This is a genomic window from Microbacterium sp. BLY (assembly GCF_017939615.1).
Lineage (GTDB): Bacteria > Actinomycetota > Actinomycetes > Actinomycetales > Microbacteriaceae > Microbacterium.
Map to the genome: position 1 here is coordinate 2568665 of NZ_JAGKSR010000001.1, position 17882 is coordinate 2586546.

Below are 17882 nucleotides of genomic sequence, written 5' to 3' on the forward strand. Positions count from 1 at the left end.
GTCGGGCAACCGCACCACACCCTGGAGGGGAAAATGAGCGACACCACCCGCACCGACCGCAGCACCCGTTATGCCGGCACACCCATTCAGAAGACGGCGTTGATCGTCGGAATCGTCTTCCTCGTCGTCGGCATCGCCGGGTTCATCCCCGGCCTCACGCATTCCGCCGAGCACCTGCACGGCGCAGGCGCCGACTCCGAGGCGTTGCTTCTCGGCGTCTTCCAGGTGTCCGTCCTGCACAACATCGTGCACCTTCTCTTCGCGGTCGCGGGCATCGCGCTCGCCGCCTCGCCGCGTGCCTCTCGCCTGTATCTGATCATCGGTGGGCTCGCGTATCTCGTCGTCTGGCTCTACGGTCTCATCGCCGTCGGCAACGAACAGCTGAACTTCCTGCCGGTGAACAATGCCGACAACTGGCTGCACCTCGGCCTCGCGGTCGGCATGGTCCTGCTCGGCATCTTCGTCAGCCGCGAACCGCGCGTCCCGCAGAACGGCAGCGGCACCGCGCGGGTCTGACACCTCGCGCCCGTCGAGAACGCCCCCTGCGCGCTGCGGCGTCGGAGGGGGCGTTCCTGGTGTGGCGGCGTCGAGCGCCGGGACTCACGCCGAGTCGACGGTGCCGGTGACGGCGCTCCCCGTCGGTTCCGGGACCAGGTACAGCCCTCCCGGCGCGTTGGCGGTGAAGGCGAGGGCATCCACCCAGGCCCGGTTGATCTCCGGCTGCCGGCTGCCGACGTACTTGAACACGATCGAACTGGTCGCGTGCACCCACACGGTGGTCCGGCCACCGCCGATGCTGGCGTCTTCCTTCCAGGTGTACGGGAACGGCTCTCCCCGCCGCAGCTTCGCCGTCATCACCAGCTGGAGGTGTCGCAGCGCGCGGTCCTCCACCTCGATCTTGGCGCTTCCTTCGTAGATGAATCTGCCCACGGTCGTCCTCCTGAGATGATCGGGTCCACCCTGACACCGGCGGCGGCGCCAAAGGGCGGTTCCTGCCGACCCAGGACGGAAAGCGAACACATCGTGCGAGTGGTGTCCAGTGCGGTCATCCGACGCCGTCGACGGGTTGCACCGCATTCCCCCACACCCAGCAGCGGTACGTGCGCTCGCCGGCGCGGAACTCGATGCCCGCCGCGAGCGGCGTCGAGCGGACGACCTTGGCTTCGACGCGGATCGCCTCCGGTCCGAACCGCACCCAGGCGCGCACTCTGCGCTGGAGCGCATGCGGATAAACGGTGACGGCGGATTCCCGCAGCGCGAGCTCACGATCGGACAGGGATTGCAGCGGGCCACGGCGCGCGGCGGCCTCGATGGCCTGATGCTGCGACCGCATGTCGTTGTACGCGGAGAGCGCGCGACCCGAGTTGCCCACACCGGCTCCTTCCTCCGGCCTTCTCCAGGATACCGATATTCGAACACATCTTCGAACTCGACAGTCATCGACGCAGGGATCGCACCGGGATGGGGATCCGGGAAGGAAACAGAAAACCCCCGGCAGAACCGGGGGTTTCAGGTGGTGCGCGATACTGGGATCGAACCACTGTCCGGGGCCTATCCGGGAGAGGCGCTATTCTGCGTTTTCGCCAGTGTTTTCTAAGAGTGTCGCATTTCTCTCAAGGATCAGGAATCATCAAGAGTCCGCCGGAAAGTCGGTTCACAGGCCCACGCAGGGCCCACGCTCGACGGTCATTCTGACTCGCGAGAATAGCTCACGGATGATCTCGGGAATACGGGTCTAATGCGTTGGAATCGCGATCTGAATACCTATTGCTCCCAGTGCCGCAGGACATGTGCACGCACCCGTAACGACTCCAGGCCTATCTGACATGATGTCCAATTGCGGCCGAATCCACGGGGCATGGATCGTTCGGACAGGGCACGGAGAGCGCGGCTTGCGGCACCTGGGATGATTGAACAGGCAACTATGCGACTTACGCTGCGCAAGGGCATGCGAACGTGACTCGCGAGTTCGCGGCACCCCAGTCATTCAGTTCGCGGTACCAGTCCGTAGATCCCAGGTGGGCGCAGAGCAAACCCGCGAGGAATGACGCTGCCATCGCGTCGGCTCCTGCACTGATTCCATGCTCCCTCAAGACTCTGGAGAGCGCTCCGAAGAGGTCATGATCTCCGACCACAAGCGTTCTCTCTTCACCTAGCCGACTGCCCGCCTCAGACATCGCAGCAACGAGCGTCGAGGGCGACAAGGGCGTCCCCGATCGATCGATCGCTATCTTGGCGAGGGCTTCTTCATCCGCAGGCAGGCTCGCGATCTTCCCGAATGGAAAGCCTCGCAAGTTCAGCCCGTAGCTGTGAAGTTCGTTGGCCAACCTTAGAGGAGCTATCGCGGCTGCAAGTGCAACCGCCTGGGCACGTACATCCGCGGTGTCGAACGTCGCCCCATTTCGCCGACCTGACCGGCTATGGCTTTCGATGACTCGCTCCAGCAGATTGGCCCCGGCGAAGAGCATGTCTGCGAACGTGTCGTGGCCGTGCGAGGACGTAACGTTATCGGGGTACTCGGGTCTGGACGGCAGGTATCGGTCGTAGTCAGCGTCGACGAGAAATCTGACGCCCCTGAGAGACTGCTCGCTGGCCAGCTTCGCCGCCTGGAGCGCCCCACCCTTGCCTCCATTTGACGGGATCGTCAGCACGTCCTGTTCGTTGAGATGCTGCTTGAGTACGAAATCATCGTCAGCACCCTCGATCACCAGTATCAGCTGCTGCGTCGCCTGTCTCGCTAGTAGGACGGTCGCGTACAACGTGCTTCCTGTGAGAGCTTGCCTCATGAAAACGGGGCTTCTTCGGGGCCGAGTGGCGTCGCTTTGTCCCAATCGTCATTGATGATCTGCGGTGAGTGAGTCGCAACCACAAACCGAAACCCTGAAAGCTCGGCGATTCGCTGTACATCCGGAATGAAGGCCAGTTGCCAGACCACGTGGAGCGAGATCTCCGGCTCGTCAATGAGAACCATCGCTCCTTCAGGCACGTTGAATAGGAGGTCGAACATGAGGATGATCTCGTGCTGCTCACCAGAAGAAAGCGCATCAAGCCCGATCGTGCGGTCGTCGTCACTTCTTCGGACGACGAGTCCTTCCCTCGCGGTGACCCGAAGCTTCTTTCGAAGCAGACGCGTGTTCACGATCTCCTCGAGAAGCTCGATCTTCTGGAGCAGCGTTTCAAACGGTTCGAGCTTCGCTTCAGCGTCGTCGAGGTAAAGCGAGAGGAGTCTGAGCTCCCAGTCCTCAAGATCCCGGTCCGGGAGCGACAGAGCTTCGGCGAGTGCGACCGACGCGACCCGACCGAGCCGACTACGGAATGCGTTCTGCTCCTCGTAGTGTTGCCGCACCTGCGCTGCGTCTCTTGGAGCCGTAGAACCCTCGAGAACCCGGTTCGGGAAAGTTCGGTCGAGCTGCTGCGTGATCGTTGAGTGCTCAGTTTGCGCCCGATTGACTAGTGCTCGCATCTTGTCAGCGTGCTGCGTGATCTTAGATGTGTGCTCACGTCGAACGCCCGGCCGCACCGCGAACCCGCGAGGTCTGGCTCGCTCAGCGTTCTCGATTCTTAGACGCTGTGTCTCAATGAGGTAGCTCTTCACTACGCGCCGGAAGCCGCGAAACACGGGCGGCAGTGCGTCTGAAGCAAAGGCTTCCGGATGACGCTGCTCCAGGTCTTGGGTCGTGACCAACTCGCCGTCTCGAATATCCTCCCAGAGCTCATCGTCGACCGGCCTCCACGGCGTGTTCTCCGCCAGCCACTCCTCTGCGCTTGTACCTGAATAGACCCAGTCTGCGGACTGACCGCCGGCCTGCGTCAGAGTGAACCGAAGCTCACGGCTCACCCGTCGCTTTTCGGAAGGAGGGCTCACATCTTCATGCGTTGGTCCGACATGCAATGTCGTGCCGTCAGAGAACGTCAGCGTCGCGTCCTGGAAAGGGAGAGCAGACAGAGCCCTTCCATCGATACGCGATGCAGCGTGAATGATCTCGAGAAACTTTGTCTTCCCAACGCCGTTCGGGCCATAGACAATTGCGAAGTCATCTGCGGCCGGGAAGGTCAGATGGTGGTCGTACTCGCCCAGCACCCGACGGGCCTGAGCGTCAACCAGCGAAACGGTGTTGGCAGTCACGCCTCTACTATGGCGCATCGAGAACGCAGACACGGATAGTCGCGTTCGATTCGACCCGGTCGAACCGGGGCATGCGCGGCTCAATTCGTGCCCAACGGCACGACCCGGGACGTTCAGCCCACCGCCCAATGCCGTGGCGAGGTCCGTCCATGAGACCCCGGGCCGAGCGGCCGCGTTGGGAGACGTGGACACTCGATTCGCGTGTACAGGAAACGCGCGCAGGACAGCAACGGGCGATCGCGACGAGCCGATGGATCCCCAGTTTCGGCTCACGACTGAACATAATGTGACGTATCTGATACAAACGTCGTGTAATGTTACTGATACAAGACTTTGCATCATCGAGAGACGAGTGAACATGGCAGACCAGGTCACCGCGGCAGCAGCGTCCAACACTGCTCGCATCGTATGGGACACCGCGGACAAGTTCCTCCGCAACGTCGTCGAACCCCAGGAGTACGGCGACTACATCTTGCCCTTCACCGTGCTGCGCCGCCTTGAGTGCCTGCTCGCGGACACGAAGAAGGACGTGATCGCGTATGTGCACAGCCTGGGCGAGATGCCGCCGCACCTGATCGACATCGCCGTGCGCGATCGCTTCAAGCTGAGCTTCTTCAACGTCTCCGAGCTGGACCTCGCGACCATCGCCTCTGTCGACGACAACGTCGATAAATCGCTGACGAGTTACGTGGCAGGATTCTCGAACAACATCACCGACATCTGGAACGCGTTCGAGTTCCCGAAACTCGTGACCAAGCTGGCTTCCGCGAACCGGCTGCACGCGGTCGTAAAGCACTTCTCGACGCTGCCGCTGGGGCCCGACCAGGTGTCTAACACTGCGATGGGCGACATCTTCGAGGACGTGATGTACCGCGCGTTCGACAAGAAGGGCAAGGGCGCGGGTGCCTTCTACACGCCGCGTGACGCCATCAAGCTCATGGTCGACGTGCTCTTCGCAGCGGATGAAGACTCGCTCGTCGGCGAAAGTACGCTGCGTTCAATCTATGACCCGACTGCAGGCTCCGGCGGCATGCTGCTCGTGGGGCAGGACTCGCTCAAGGCGCTGAACCCCGACATCAAGGTCACGCTGTTCGGCCAGGAGCTCATGCCCTCGGCATACGCACTCGGCAAGGCAGACTTGCTGATCCAGGGCGGCAGACCCGACGCAATCCGCATGGGCGACACGCTCATCCACGATGAGTACGAAGGCCAGACCTTCGACTACGTGCTTTCGAACCCACCGTTCGGCTCGGACTGGGGCGTTCAGGAGACGGAAGTCCGCAAGCAGGCGAAGGTCGATGGCTCTAGGTTCAGCCATGGCCTCCCGAGTAAGAGCGACGGCCAGATGCTCTTCCTCGCGCACTGCGCCTCCAAGCTCACACCCGCCGGCAAGCAGGGCCATGGCGGTCGCGCCGCGGTGGTCTCGAACGCCTCACCGCTGTTCACGAGCGACAAGGGCCCGAACGCCATCCGCCAGTGGCTGTTCGACGAGGACCTCATCGACGCGATCATCGCACTGCCGACGCAGATGTTCTACGGCACCGGTATCGCGACCTATATCTGGATCCTCGACACGAACAAGGACAAGGCGCGCCAGGGCAAGATCCAGCTCATCGACGGCTCAGGTCTCTGGGACCCGATGCGCAAGCCCATGGGCGACAAGCGGCGCTACGTCTCCGACGGCAAGCGCAAGAAGATCCTCGATGCATACCGCGACTTCGAGTACGCAGATCCGAACATCTCGAAGGTGCTCACGCCGGAGGACTTCCAGTTCATCGACGTGCCGGTCTACAAGCAGGCGCGGCTCGCCACCGTTGTCAGCGACGAGGCGATCGAGACGCTGCTCGAGCGCAAGGACTTCACCGACGCCCACGCGGAGGCACTGCGCTCGCTCGACGGGTCGCCGTGGAACGGACTGGCCACTGCGTGGCCGCAGGTCGCGAAGGCCGCAGGTCTCAAGGTGCCGGTCACCCAGGTCGACGCTGTCATGAAGGCAGTCGGCGTCGAGGACGACAACGCTCCCGTCGCAGTCGATCGCAAGGGCAACCCTGTCATCGCGGACGGATGGAAGATCACCGAACGCGTCGCACTGAGCGAGGACCTCGAAGAGCACATGCGACGCGAGGTGCTGCCGTTCGCCCCGGACGCCCAGTGGGACGAGGGTGCTGCGAAGGCAGGCAACGAGATCCCCTTCACGCGCCTGTTCTACGGGGACGGCGCTCGTCTCCTCAAGCGCGTTCCCGCAACTTGGACTGTCATGCCTGCGTGGGCCATCTTCAAGGAACGCGGTGAAAAGGCGTCCAGCGAAGATGTGTATCTGACGCCTTCGCAACAGTATGGCGTCATGCCCCAGAGCGAGTATATGGAACTCACGGGGAACCGCGTCGTGCTTAACAACGCTTCGTCAGACACGATGAAGTCCGTGCGCGAAGGAGATTTCATCATCCACCTCCGGAGTTTTCAAGGAGGAATTGAAGCGTCAGATATCGAAGGCAAGGTGAGTGCTGCCTATACGGTTCTGACACCAGTTATGACGCTTCATCGAGACTATTTCCGTCACTTGTTAAAGTCCGAGGAATTTATAACCGAGCTGGCAAATCTTACGTTTCAGCTTCGCGACGGCCAGAACGTTAGCTTCAGTCGATTCTCCAGGATGCGATTGCCGGTACCTCCACTTGAGGAGCAGATCGCAATCGCGGAGCGTCTGCAGTCAGAGCTTGCGCATATCGATGCTAGGCAGGCCGAAGTTGACCGGCTCCGCAACGAGTTCAGTTCGCTCCGCGGATCGTTCGTTACCGGAAAGAAGCAGGTGTCCTGATGAGTGACGCACAGCTGATGGAACTGGCCTTCGAGCAGGACCTCTGCACGGAGCTGTCCGAGCGGGGATGGCTCTATGAGGCAGGCGGCTCCCCTCAGGCCGCAGGCTGGGACGTGAGCCTCGCCATGGTCCCGCGCGACGTGCTCTCGTGGCTCGAGACGCAGTATCCCGATGAGTATGAGAAGGCGGTGCCGACTGATCTTGTGAATGGTCAGCGCGACACCGCAGAAAAGAAGCTCCTCGAGCACATCACGAAGGAGCTCGCGAAGCAGACGAAAATGGACCCCACCACAGGTCACCCGATCGGCGGGCTGCTTGGTGTGCTTCGCAAGGGCTTCTCCTATGCACAGGTAGGAGGGCCCGCAGCGAAGTTCGGGCCGTTGATGGTGTTTCCGCCGGCGAATCCGAACCTCACTGAGGTCGTGGAGCAGTCGGAGGCTGTGAAGCTCCGGATCCTGCGTCAGGTGCGCTTTGACACCACGACGACCGAGACCATCGACGTCGTGCTGACGGCTAACGGGCTCCCGATCGTGACGATGGAGCTGAAGACCGATAACACACAGACGGTTCAGCACGCGATCCGGCAGTATCAGCAGGACCGCGTGCCGGGCAAGAATCGTCCTCTGCTGGCTCCGGGCCGTGCGCTTGTGCACTTCGCGGTCTCGAACGATCTCGTCTATATGGCGACGAAGCTGGCCGGCTCCGACACGGTGTTCCTGCCCTTTAATAAGGGTAACAACGGTCATGAAGGGAACCCGCCGTCGGACACAGGTTCGCCGAGCAACTACCTCTGGCGCGAGATCCTTTCGCGTCCAACCTTCATGCGGATCCTGAAGGACTTCGCACTGTTCGAACCGAGCAAGTCTGGCAAAAAGGACGGACGCCTCATCTTCCCGCGCTTCCACCAGCTGCGCGCAGTCGAGCGCGTCGTCACGGACATCGAGCAGCGCGGCACCGGCGGCAAGTACCTGGTCTGGCACTCGGCAGGCTCCGGCAAGACCAAGACGATCGCCTGGCTCAGTCACCGGCTGATCCGCCATATGGGCCCGGACAGCACGTCAACGTTCGACTCGGTGATCGTGGTCACCGACCGCACGGTGCTCGATGAGAACATTCGCGACGACATGAACCTCGTGCAGTCGTCGAAGGGACTCGTCGTCTCGATCGGCGAGAAGTCCGGTGCGAAGTCGCCGCAGCTGAAGAAGGCGCTCATCGAGGGCGATCACATCATCACCTGCACTCTCCAGACCTTCCCCGAGGTCATGAAGCTCATCGAGAACACCGACGAGCTGCGCGGGCGACGCTGGGCCGTCGTCGCGGACGAAGCTCACTCGTCTCAGACCGGTGAGAGTGCACGCAAGCTGAAGGAGCTCCTGGCCGATGTCGTTGGACTCGACTTCGACGAGGACGACATCGACGCTGAGCTGTCTGCCGAGGACCTGCTGCGCGCCAAGAACAGTGCCGTGGCGAACGCGGAGAACATCACCTTCATCGCCCTGACGGCGACGCCGAAGGCGAAGACGCTCCGGTTGTTCGGCACGCACAATCCGGATTCGGACCGCTGGGAAGCCTTCGACACGTACACGATGGCGCAGGCGATCGAGGAGGGCTTCATCCTCGACGTGCTGCAGAACTACTCGACCTATGACATGTTCCTGCGCGTGAAGGACGCACTCGGTAAAGCAGAGGACCTCGAGGTCAACACAGGCGAAGCGGTCACGAACATCGTCAAGTACGCGCGCCTTCATCCGACCGCTGTCGCGCAGAAGGTCCGAGTGGTTATCGAGCACTTCCGCCGGAACGTGATGCACCTGCTGGACGGCGAGGCGAAGGCCATGGTCGTCACGGGCACGCGCATGGAGGCGTACACCTGGTCGAAGAAGATGAACGAGTACATCGCCGAACGCGGATACGACGACATGGACACGCTCGTCGCTTACTCGGGGTCGCTGAAGAACGAAGCTGGAGACAAGGTCACTGAGATCGCCCTCAATGGCACGAGCGATGTCGCGCGCGCCTTCCGCGAAGAAGGCATCTACAAGGTGCTCATCGTCGCGAATAAGTTCCAGACCGGGTTCGATGAACCGAGGCTCATGGCGATGTACGTCGACAAGAAGCTCTCGAACATCACGACGGTGCAGACGTTGTCTCGTCTGAATAGGATGTACCCCGGCAAGACCTCGCCGATGGTCGTCGACTTTGTGAACTCGCCGGAGGACATCCAGAAGGACTTCCAGCTGTACTATGAGGACGCGCACGTCAAGGGAGAGGTGGATCCGAACGCGCTCTACACGCTCGCAGAGCGCCTGGATACCGCCGGCTACTACACCGAAAGCGGCCTCGAGGCCGCCGCACGCGCGTACCTCGAGAATCTGGGCAGTGAGCAGATCTCGAAGGCTGTCTCCCCCATCGTCGCGAAGTGGCATGGCGAGTGGAAGCAGGCGAAGCTCGCGAAGGACAAGGCGGCGCGGGAACAGATCGAGAGCTTCCGTTCTGATGTGATCAGTTACCGCAACGCCTGGCAGTTCCTGAGTCAGATCGTCGACTACGACGATCCTCAGCTGGCACAGCGCGCGGTGCTGACCACGCTGCTGGCGCGCAGGCTGCACACTGAGGGGCTCGAGATCGACCTCGGCTATCTCGATGGCGTCCAGCTGTCGGGTGTGAAGCTCGTGCCCTCGCAGATCGCCGTGGACTACTCGCTCAGCGAAGGCAGCGGTGACGGCATCGAACTCCCGCAGTTCGACGGTGAGCACGGTGGCGGCGCAGCAGTCCCAAAGCGTGGGCCGCTCGATGAGGCAATCGACGCTGTGAACGAGCTGTTCTCTGCGAAGGGTGTCGACGTCGGCAAGGACAGCGTTGCTGGGTTCATTACGACGTTCTGGGGCTTCCTCGACGCGAACGATGACGCGGTCGCAATGGCGAAGAACAACACCGCTGCACAGATGAAGGCCTCGGAGAGCTTCCAGAACGCTGTGGGACTTGCAATGTTCAAAGCCGTGCGAGAGTCGCAGGAGATCCAGTCCTACATGGCGGATCCGTCGTTCCTCAATGACATCGCGGCGATCGCCGCCGACGCGCTTCATTCGCAGCACCGCAATGAAGGGTCTGGCCCGGCGGTACCCGGTAGAGCTGAGGAGCTGGTGTGATGGCAAACATGCCGGCACCTGGCGAGCTTCCTGACTTCGGGAAGATCATCCGCGATGCTCGGGTCGCCCGCGGATGGTCGCAGGAAGAGCTCGGGCGTCGGGCCGAGCTGTCGCGCCCGACGATTGCGCGGGTTGAGCGTGGGGACGACATTTCGACCGCGACGCTGGCGAAGATCGCGGCCGTCCTTGGTCTCACGCTCGAGATGAGGACCGTAGACGAGAGCTGAGGGTCGTTTGAACAAGAACCCCGTGACCACATGGTCACGGGGTTCTTGTTCGAACACTAAATCAGGTCCGCTAATGGCATAGCTTTGACGGCTCGACGTGCAGCGCCGAGTGGGGTGATTGCGCGCTCGATTTCCGTGGCGAAGTTGAGCAGGTCTTCCGGTGTAGCGGCAAGCGTTCGCCATGACTTCCCGTCCTTAGCCGTATACGCCAGACCCGGGAGGTAACTTCCGTGAGCATCCTGGCCGGCGGTGAACGGATGGGCATGCGAGAGCTTGTTCCGAACAACGTCACGGGCATGGTCGAACGCTGCGAATGCCGCGTCAATCGATTCTGCGACTGCCAGCCCATCAGGGTGTTCACGATACGTTGCAGCAAGATCCCTGAGCGCCTGTCCTTTGGCATGAGCCATCTTGCCGCGCGTTTCAGGCAGCGTCGCAGCCCCTGCGTCGTAAAGGATCGCCGTCACGCTCTCTTCAAGGCTAAGGAACGTGTACTGGGCCCGCCCCAATGCAACGAGCACGTCGGGATGAGCGGGAGTACGGAACTTCCGCCCGAGCGTGACATGTTTGCCGTCAACCAGCGGTTCCTTTGGGTCGCTCATGACTCGTATCCGATCACGTCTCGACGGATCGTCTCGACGGTCTCCTTCGGCACATCGCCAACAGCCAGCCGGTGTACCGCTCCCAGCCGTGGGTTGAGCAAACCGACGTGCGTCAGCTCCGCGAACTCGGGCAAGCCGGACTCCTTCCCCATGAGGAAGTACATCAGCAACTGCAGCGTATGGTCCTTCGTCGGCTTGCTCGCCGACACCTTCATATCCCACAGCGTGTCCGCGGTGAGGAAGTCGCCGTCGCCGGAATCGACGAGGTCGGTATAGCCACCGCGCTCACCGAGAAGAAATCTCACGGGATCCGCGAAGACGAAGCCGTCCTTAGTCACGGGTCCGTACCCGGCGAAGAACGCCTGCGTACGAGCGAGCATGATCGCGACGTGCGTGATCGTCATCTCATTGGGAGCAACGCCAGTTGCACCGTGCTCGGGGTTCCACAGCCGTGGATCGTTCCGGCCACCGACGTCGTAGCCGGCCAGCTGACATGCTAAGCGGCCCGTGCTCTCGTCGATCGCGGCCATCACACGGCCCTGTTCCGTCTCGAAGTACCGGATCGATACGACGGCTTCGTCGGCCGCCACTGCGACGCCGGAGCCCGCGTACACGGCGTCGATCCGCTCTGCCCCGCGCAAGCTCACCCTGAAGACGTCTCGAACCGAGTCGGAGAACTCATCGCGAGCCACATGGACGCGGGCGAGTCTCGAGAGATAGTCGACTGCCACCCCGATGACGCTGGCGTGAAGATTCTCGATCTTGTGGTCAAGCACACCGTGCTCGTCTTCGATCTCGGTGCGGGTCAGCGTCGACGGATGAATGAGACCACCACGAGGCTGCCCGACCTCGCTGTTGTACTGCGTGATGCGCTGGGTCACACTGACCATGTGCGTCACCTTCCTATGAAGAAGCGCCGAACGCTTCTCGCTCGGCCCATACTCTCAGTCTGACCGGCCGGCCGCTGAGCGCACTGACGATGCCTATGTACCGGCAGTTAGATTCCTATGAGCGTCCTCTTGTCTCGAGCCTTCGCGCACCAATCACGTGACGCAGATAGCGGCGAAGGTCGCCACATCGAAGCATCAGGCCTGAGCATTGCAACTCGGCAGCACGTGGACAGTCAACGCGTCTTCAGGGAGCGCGGATGCCCCGATGACCCGCCAATCCTCGCCGAGCACGCCATGGAAGCCGAACAAGCAGACGATAGACACCCAACGTTTGATCGAGTCGGCAACTTGAGCGCGTAGCTCTCGTTCGAATGGTGCGAAGTCTGCGCCCTCTATCGTTCGCTGGTAGTGAGCAGCGAGAGACCGCGAGCTGGAGATTGCCGCTTTCTCTGCTTTGTCCCACATCGCTGACGACGGTCGCGAGGTGATCTCTTTGCCAGCAACCTGGTCGAGATGGTGGTAACGGCCGGCGTCGGCGTAGTTTCTCAGCGCGTGGACCACTGCAGCCCAGACTGGGTCGTTATCGAGGGTGCAGATCCAGCTGCGGAGCATCACTTTCTGCTCCCATGTGCCGGACTCGACTGCGTCGCGAATTTCGAAACGTAGTCGCTCGTCCATCTCGTCCAAGGCATGGCCCCAGCCGTCGCGGGTGAAGCCCATCTTCTTTGGCCAGCCTTCACCTCTGGAAACGGCTGCGGTTCCAAGTGCAAGCTTCATCAGTCGTTCGACGCCGATCGAATAGGTCGCTAAGACGGCATCGAGGTCGCTTTCGAGGGCTCCATCTTGTCGCAGTAGGCGATCGGCCGAAGCGAGCACACTGCGAGCCGAATTGACCTCGGGCAGTAACCCATTGAGCCACTGTTGACTCGCGAATCCTGATCCCTGGCGCATTTCCCAAGAATACCGACCGTGACAGGACTCGCGGTCTGAAGTCCTTTCGCGTCTCAACCAGCTATCTCTGATTCCGGTGTGACAACACCCGCAATCTTCTCCGCGATGACGGCGACCGAGTCGCGCGAGGTCTCGAAACCCGCGAGATCGGGAAGGAAGCCGCTGTACTCGGCGACGTCGGCGAAGGTCACTCCGTTGAGTACAGGGATCAGCGTTGACTTTCCAAGCAGCACCCCGAGCTCACGCTCGGTCCAGAAGCGACCGGTGAGGTAGGCAGCTGTGAGAAGCACGACGCCGGCGCGGGCCTTGCGTAGGCCCTTGTCCATCTGTAACGCCTGACTCTGACCGGGGACAATTGCGACTTCGTCGAACCATACGCGGACGCCAAGGCTCTCGAGCTCGTCCTTGAGCTCGGTTGCAACGGCCGAGCCATCGATGCGGGCGTAACTGAGAAAGATGTCCCATTCGCGGTCGTCTCGCTCGACAAGCCCATGCTGAACGCGTTCGGCCAATTCCTGCTCCGCAGGTGTGTACACAATCCGCGTGGTTGTCGCCGCCGACTGGAGCTTGCGATTCAGCTCACGGGCGGCACGGTCGGCTTGGGCAGCGACCTGCTGATTGTGGGCGTTGGCCTGGCGGATCTGTTGGTTCACCCGCTGGTTGTGCTGATTGACGCGGTTCACTTCACGGTTGTACTCGTCGACCCGCCGCTTGTTCTCGCGGTTCACGCGGTCAACTTCTCGTTGCAGCTTCTGCTGAGCCGCCCTCATCTTCGCCTGGAACTGCGCAGTATTGATGCTTCTCGCCATGACGATGCCCTCTCGTGTCCTTGTCATGAAGAGTAGGCGCGACCACCGACATTGCTGCTCCAGGGCTGGCTGGCAGTTCGTGCGCTACTTGGCGAGACAACGACTCAGCTCAACAAAGGGACCCCGTGATCGAGTGGTCACGGGGTTCCTCGCAGTCGACTCGGTGATCGAGGTCAACCGGCGTTCGGAGGCTCGAAACCGCCAACGTGGACGTACTGACGCCAAAAGCGACGAACGTCGTCCTCGTAGTGGATCACGCCGTGCGCAGCGTCGCAGCTAGGGGCACCCACGCAGAGCCCGCGAGTCTTGCCGGCCGCCCAGCGCCGATACCCCGTGATACCTGAGGCCAGAATCGTCTCGAGCTGTTCCTCGGTAAAGCCGAGGGCGCAGGCGGGCCCGGGGAAGGTCACAGTCACATCCTCGCAGGTCGGGTCGGGCACCCCGCCTGCCGTCGTCTGCGCCGAGGGCCGGGCCCCATATGCGCGGAAGCTCCGGACCGATATCCATCGATATCTGGATTCAAGGGCCATTCCGAGCCGTCTTCCCGCAGCAGCCAGACGCTTTGGGACGGGGATAGTCATCGTTGGATAGTGCTCGGAAGCGTCACTGGGATAACCCGTCTTCGCGGCGTTCCCAGTGACGTCCGCGACCCGAGTGATCCGCGAGCAATAGGGAGTAACCTTCGGAAAGATCACGATCGGGTCACGAAAACGTGCGAAACATGGCCCACGTGGAGCCCACGCGGAGCGTCTGACGTACACCCAAATGCACGAAAACCCCTGATGATCAGGGGTTTTCAGGTGTGCGCGATACTGGGATCGAACCAGTGACCTCTTCCGTGTCAGGGAAGCGCGCTACCGCTGCGCCAATCGCGCCCGTTGGGGCTATTCAGTTTTCCCGTGAGGTGGCGACGGGATTCGAACCCGTGTAAACGGCTTTGCAGGCCGGTGCCTAGCCGCTCGGCCACGCCACCGTGTGGATTGACCCCACGTGCCGCCGATCTTCGAGAAGATCTACTGCACTCGAGCGGATGACGAGACTCGAACTCGCGACCCCAACCTTGGCAAGGTTGTGCGCTACCAACTGCGCTACATCCGCATTTCGTTCCCGGTTGTCCCGGGCACTTATGAAACATTAGCCGATGATCGGCGCTCCACCAAACCCGCAGCGAATCTCGCGCGTGTCTCCCGGACTGGTCATCAGGGCGTCCGCGGGTCCGGTAGTATCGGTTGACGTACCCCACGGGTATGGGCGATTGGCGCAGTTGGTAGCGCGCTTCCTTCACACGGAAGAGGTCATCGGTTCGAGTCCGGTATCGCCCACCACAAGTGTCGATGTTCAGACTTGCGACGTCCTCGGTCTGGCCTGCCTCGATCCGCTGACCGCCATGCCGAGGAACACCTGCGCGAGCTTGTGCAGGTCAGGGTGACTGGTCACTACACGGCACTGCACGCCGTCTCCGAAGCTCGCATCCCACCGGACGAAGCGAAGACCGCCACCAGGGGTGCACCGATCGCGATCAGCACAACGGGAATCCACGGCACGGTGAGTTCCCACACGCCACGGTCGAGCAGGTTCGTGCTCACAGTGTTCAGCGAGACCGCGATGCCAAGTGCGACACCTGCAAGAACACCGATCACGCTTCCGAGTAGTCCGACGGTGAGTGTGGCCGCCGTTCTGAGGCGCCTCCGTGTGCGGTTCGAGGCACCGACGTCGTGGAGAACGCGAAGGTCGCGGCGCATGTCGGTGAGTGCGAGACGAGCGGTACCCGCCGTGGCTGTGATCGAGATGAGCGCGGCGATCACCGTGACGATGGAGAGGGTGGTCGCGAGACCGGGGTTCGAGTAGTCCCGCGCGGCGGTGACCTGATGGATGCCGAGAAGCAGGAGGCGATCTCGAAGCTCGTCGAGCTCGGTCTGAGTGAGGGGGACTTCCGCGGTTGCGATCACTCCGACGTGCTCAACGACAGGTTCGAAGTCCGCCAACGGGACGTGCTCGAGTATCTGCGGTGGGATGAACGCCTGCCATTGCTGTGACCCCCAATCGACCACCACGGCATCTGCGATCACGCTGTCGAGGATGACCGGATCGGGCGGGTTCTCGAAGAAGCGTTCGCCTCGGTCCTGGGCGTGCTCGAGCTGTTGCTCCCACGCGGCTTCTGCGGTCGCGTCCTCCTCGTAGATCCCCAAGTGTGCGGAGCCATCTGTCCATTGGTCGATCGTTCGAGTGAGCACGATCTTCCCTGATCGGAGAGCTTCTGCGGCTTGTTCGTATCCAGGGAGGCCCAGTGCGGTCACGAGAGTGCCGTCATCGACCACGATGTTCGTTCGCTCCGTCGAGCGCCACATCGGCTGCCGGTTGATGTCCGTGGCGGCCTTGTCGATCTGGCAGTTGTAGCCATTCACATCCGCGCCCTGTTCGTGCTTGTCCGGGTCGGCAACGGCGTCGTTGTATTCCTCGGAGTAGTCGGCCCAGGCGGGGCACGCTGTGGAGGGGTCGATCGTGAGGCGGGCGAAGCGTTCCCCGGTGAGGCCGAGCATGTTCACGTCAACGAGTTCGGTTCCGGGGAGGTACTGATTGACGGTGTTCTTGATGCTGTTGCGCTGCTTCGCGGTTGGCGAAGATGCTGCACCTGCGTCTTGCTCGCTCGTTGATTGCTCGAAGGGGTTCTCGCCGCCAGAAGACTCGGTGTAGAAGCCGTCGTAGATCATGATGGTTCCCTCGCTCGCACGAGGGTGCCACTCTGCGGCCACAGTCGCGTACTGGGTCGCCGTTACGACCAGGATCGCCACGGCGACCGCGATCGCTGCCGCCGTGCCTGTGACTGACGGGATCGTCCGGTCGGCCCGTCGAACCGCATCACGGACCGCGACCCGCTCGGCTGCCGGCAGCCTGTGCGCAACCCTTCCCAGGAGCGGCAGGATCGGACGGATCACGAGGATCAACCCGATCGTGAGGAAGGGTCCGGTGAGGATGTACCAGGCGCGTACCCCGCTGACGATGCCCAGCACGAAAGTCGTCAGTGCGAGCAGCACGAGGACGGCCATCAGCACCCAGCGGACGCGGGGCATGCTTCGGGGCTCTTCGCCGGTGTCCTTCAAGGAAGCGATCGGATCGGCGTTCGCTGCGCGTCTGGCCGGCGCCCAAGCGGCAACGAAGGCCACGACCACGCCGAAGACCGCGATGACTATGAGGTCGAGCGCAGGAACGATCAGGTTGGGGTATGCGGTGCTTCCATTGAGGCGGGTGGCCCAGACGATCAGCGAGGCAACGATGAGACCGAGCAACACCCCGGCTATCGACGCGAGCGACGCAACGAGTACGGCACTGCTGATCATCACCCCGCGGATGTCTCGCCCGGTGGCGCCCTGTGCGACGAGCAGCCCGTAATCTCGGCGGGACTGACGCGCTCCGATCGCGAAGACTGGACCGATCAGAAGTGCCATGATCGTGCCGCCGATAACTGCCGTCAGGGTGACTGCGAGAGCGACGCCGAGCGTTACCGCGGCTTCGTGTGCCTCACCTTCGCGGTAGATCGGCACCTCCACCGCATCGGGGGGATCCATGACAACTGAGCGGCTGATCGCCACGAATCCCGCATCGTTGAGAGTGAGCACGTCGGCCCAGGGCAGATCAGTGCCAGTCAGGAACCAGACCGTGGATGCGCCGTCCAGATAGGTGTCGCCCACGGCCAGAAGGGTTCCATCAGCCAAGGCGACATCGGAGCCGAGCGCGTTGTTCTCATGGATGCCGACGAGAGTGAGCGCTGTCAGTCGCGCTGCGGTATCTGTACCGCCCTCGAAGGTGTCGCCCACCGAGAGGTTCAGCCGTTCCGCGACCGTACGGCTCACCGAAGCCTCGCCGAGGGCCTCCGGCACATCCCCCTGCCAGACATCGATCAGGCTGCGCAAGGGGGGATCGGTGAAGTCAGCCTCCACTGCTGCGAGGCCGTCCGTCAGCGCGTCGCCTGAACGGAGCGCGAGGAACCCGGTCCGGGTCTCGTGAAGCTCATTGTCGGCGGGGAGAAGCGCGCGGAGCGTGCCCTCCACCTGTTCCAGCGGCGCGTCACGTCCGCCTCCACTGCCGACGTCAGCGCGGGGCGTCTGCTGGAAGACTGCGTCCCCGAACCATTGCACCCGCGCTTGCGCCGTGTCTCCCAATGTCAGTCGGGCGTATGTCTCATCTGAAGTTTGCGCAGAGCGAAGAAGAACGTCCATGCTGGTGCCCGCCCCGACGGTCACCAGGATCACGAGCGCAGCCAGAAGGTAGCGAGTCAGATTCCGTCGCACATCTCTGATCGCGAGGCGACT

At 62.2% G+C, this 17882-nt stretch carries 13 protein-coding genes and 4 tRNA genes; 5 read left to right on the forward strand and 12 right to left on the reverse strand.

Annotated features, from left to right (window positions below; all coding sequences use genetic code 11):
• The first annotated feature begins 33 nt into the window (after nt 1-33).
• Nucleotides 34-516, forward strand: a complete 483-nt coding sequence (locus KAF39_RS12595) for a DUF4383 domain-containing protein (protein WP_210677562.1) — start codon at nt 34-36, stop codon at nt 514-516.
• Between the two features lie 84 nt (nt 517-600).
• Here KAF39_RS12595 and KAF39_RS12600 read toward each other — a convergent pair whose 3' ends face one another.
• The 4 genes from KAF39_RS12600 to KAF39_RS16270 all read right to left on the reverse strand — a co-directional run bounded on the left by KAF39_RS12600 (nt 601) and on the right by KAF39_RS16270 (nt 4126).
• Nucleotides 601-930 carry an ATP-dependent DNA ligase gene (locus KAF39_RS12600; protein WP_210677563.1) on the reverse strand — a complete coding sequence of 110 codons (330 nt, stop codon included), beginning with the start codon at nt 928-930 and terminating at the stop codon, nt 601-603.
• Nucleotides 931-1045: 115 nt separating this feature from the next.
• Nucleotides 1046-1372: a hypothetical protein gene (locus KAF39_RS12605; RefSeq protein WP_307805208.1), complete on the reverse strand. Its 327-nt coding sequence runs from the start codon at nt 1370-1372 to the stop codon at nt 1046-1048.
• 559 nt (nt 1373-1931) lie between these two features.
• On the reverse strand, nt 1932-2759 hold the full coding sequence (locus KAF39_RS12610; RefSeq protein ID WP_210677564.1) for a hypothetical protein: 828 nt from the start codon (nt 2757-2759) through the stop codon (nt 1932-1934).
• 23 nt (nt 2760-2782) lie between these two features.
• On the reverse strand, nt 2783-4126 hold the full coding sequence (locus KAF39_RS16270) for an AAA family ATPase (protein WP_210677565.1): 1344 nt from the start codon (nt 4124-4126) through the stop codon (nt 2783-2785).
• A 358-nt stretch (nt 4127-4484) separates the two neighbouring features.
• On the opposite strand from KAF39_RS16270, the gene KAF39_RS12620 reads away from it, so the two are divergent.
• From KAF39_RS12620 to KAF39_RS12630, 3 genes are read left to right on the forward strand one after another with little or no spacing between them, the layout of a single operon-like run.
• Nucleotides 4485-6944: an N-6 DNA methylase gene (locus KAF39_RS12620; protein ID WP_210677566.1), complete on the forward strand. Its 2460-nt coding sequence runs from the start codon at nt 4485-4487 to the stop codon at nt 6942-6944.
• Nucleotides 6944-10093, forward strand: coding sequence for a type I restriction endonuclease subunit R (locus tag KAF39_RS12625; protein ID WP_210677567.1), 3150 nt, complete (start codon nt 6944-6946; stop codon nt 10091-10093). Before KAF39_RS12620 ends, KAF39_RS12625 begins: the two co-directional genes overlap by 1 nt.
• Nucleotides 10093-10320, forward strand: a complete 228-nt coding sequence (locus KAF39_RS12630; RefSeq protein WP_246878300.1) for a helix-turn-helix transcriptional regulator — start codon at nt 10093-10095, stop codon at nt 10318-10320. The genes KAF39_RS12625 and KAF39_RS12630 overlap by 1 nt, the downstream gene beginning before the upstream one ends.
• 56 nt (nt 10321-10376) lie before the next feature.
• On the opposite strand, the gene KAF39_RS12635 is transcribed toward KAF39_RS12630, so the two are convergent.
• From KAF39_RS12635 to KAF39_RS12665, 7 genes are all read right to left on the reverse strand, one after another.
• Complete coding sequence (locus KAF39_RS12635) at nt 10377-10922, reverse strand: hypothetical protein (protein WP_210677568.1); 546 nt, start codon at nt 10920-10922, stop codon at nt 10377-10379.
• Nucleotides 10919-11812: a hypothetical protein gene (locus KAF39_RS12640; RefSeq protein WP_210677569.1), complete on the reverse strand. Its 894-nt coding sequence runs from the start codon at nt 11810-11812 to the stop codon at nt 10919-10921. The genes KAF39_RS12635 and KAF39_RS12640 overlap by 4 nt, the downstream gene beginning before the upstream one ends.
• 195 nt (nt 11813-12007) lie before the next feature.
• On the reverse strand, nt 12008-12763 hold the full coding sequence (locus tag KAF39_RS12645; protein WP_210677570.1) for a hypothetical protein: 756 nt from the start codon (nt 12761-12763) through the stop codon (nt 12008-12010).
• A gap of 53 nt (nt 12764-12816) precedes the next feature.
• Entirely contained in the window at nt 12817-13572 is a 756-nt protein-coding gene (locus KAF39_RS12650; protein WP_210677571.1) for a toll/interleukin-1 receptor domain-containing protein, read from the reverse strand.
• 803 nt (nt 13573-14375) lie between these two features.
• Nucleotides 14376-14447, reverse strand: a tRNA-Val gene (locus tag KAF39_RS12655).
• Between the two features lie 27 nt (nt 14448-14474).
• Nucleotides 14475-14545, reverse strand: a tRNA-Cys gene (locus KAF39_RS12660).
• A 52-nt stretch (nt 14546-14597) separates the two neighbouring features.
• Nucleotides 14598-14670: transfer RNA gene (locus KAF39_RS12665), tRNA-Gly, on the reverse strand.
• A 151-nt stretch (nt 14671-14821) separates the two neighbouring features.
• Here KAF39_RS12665 and KAF39_RS12670 point away from each other — a divergent pair.
• A tRNA-Val gene (locus tag KAF39_RS12670) sits at nt 14822-14897 on the forward strand.
• A 111-nt stretch (nt 14898-15008) separates the two neighbouring features.
• Here the strand turns inward: KAF39_RS12670 and KAF39_RS12675 are convergent.
• Entirely contained in the window at nt 15009-17822 is a 2814-nt protein-coding gene (locus KAF39_RS12675; RefSeq protein ID WP_210677572.1) for an FtsX-like permease family protein, read from the reverse strand.
• Between the last annotated feature and the right edge of the window lie 60 nt (nt 17823-17882).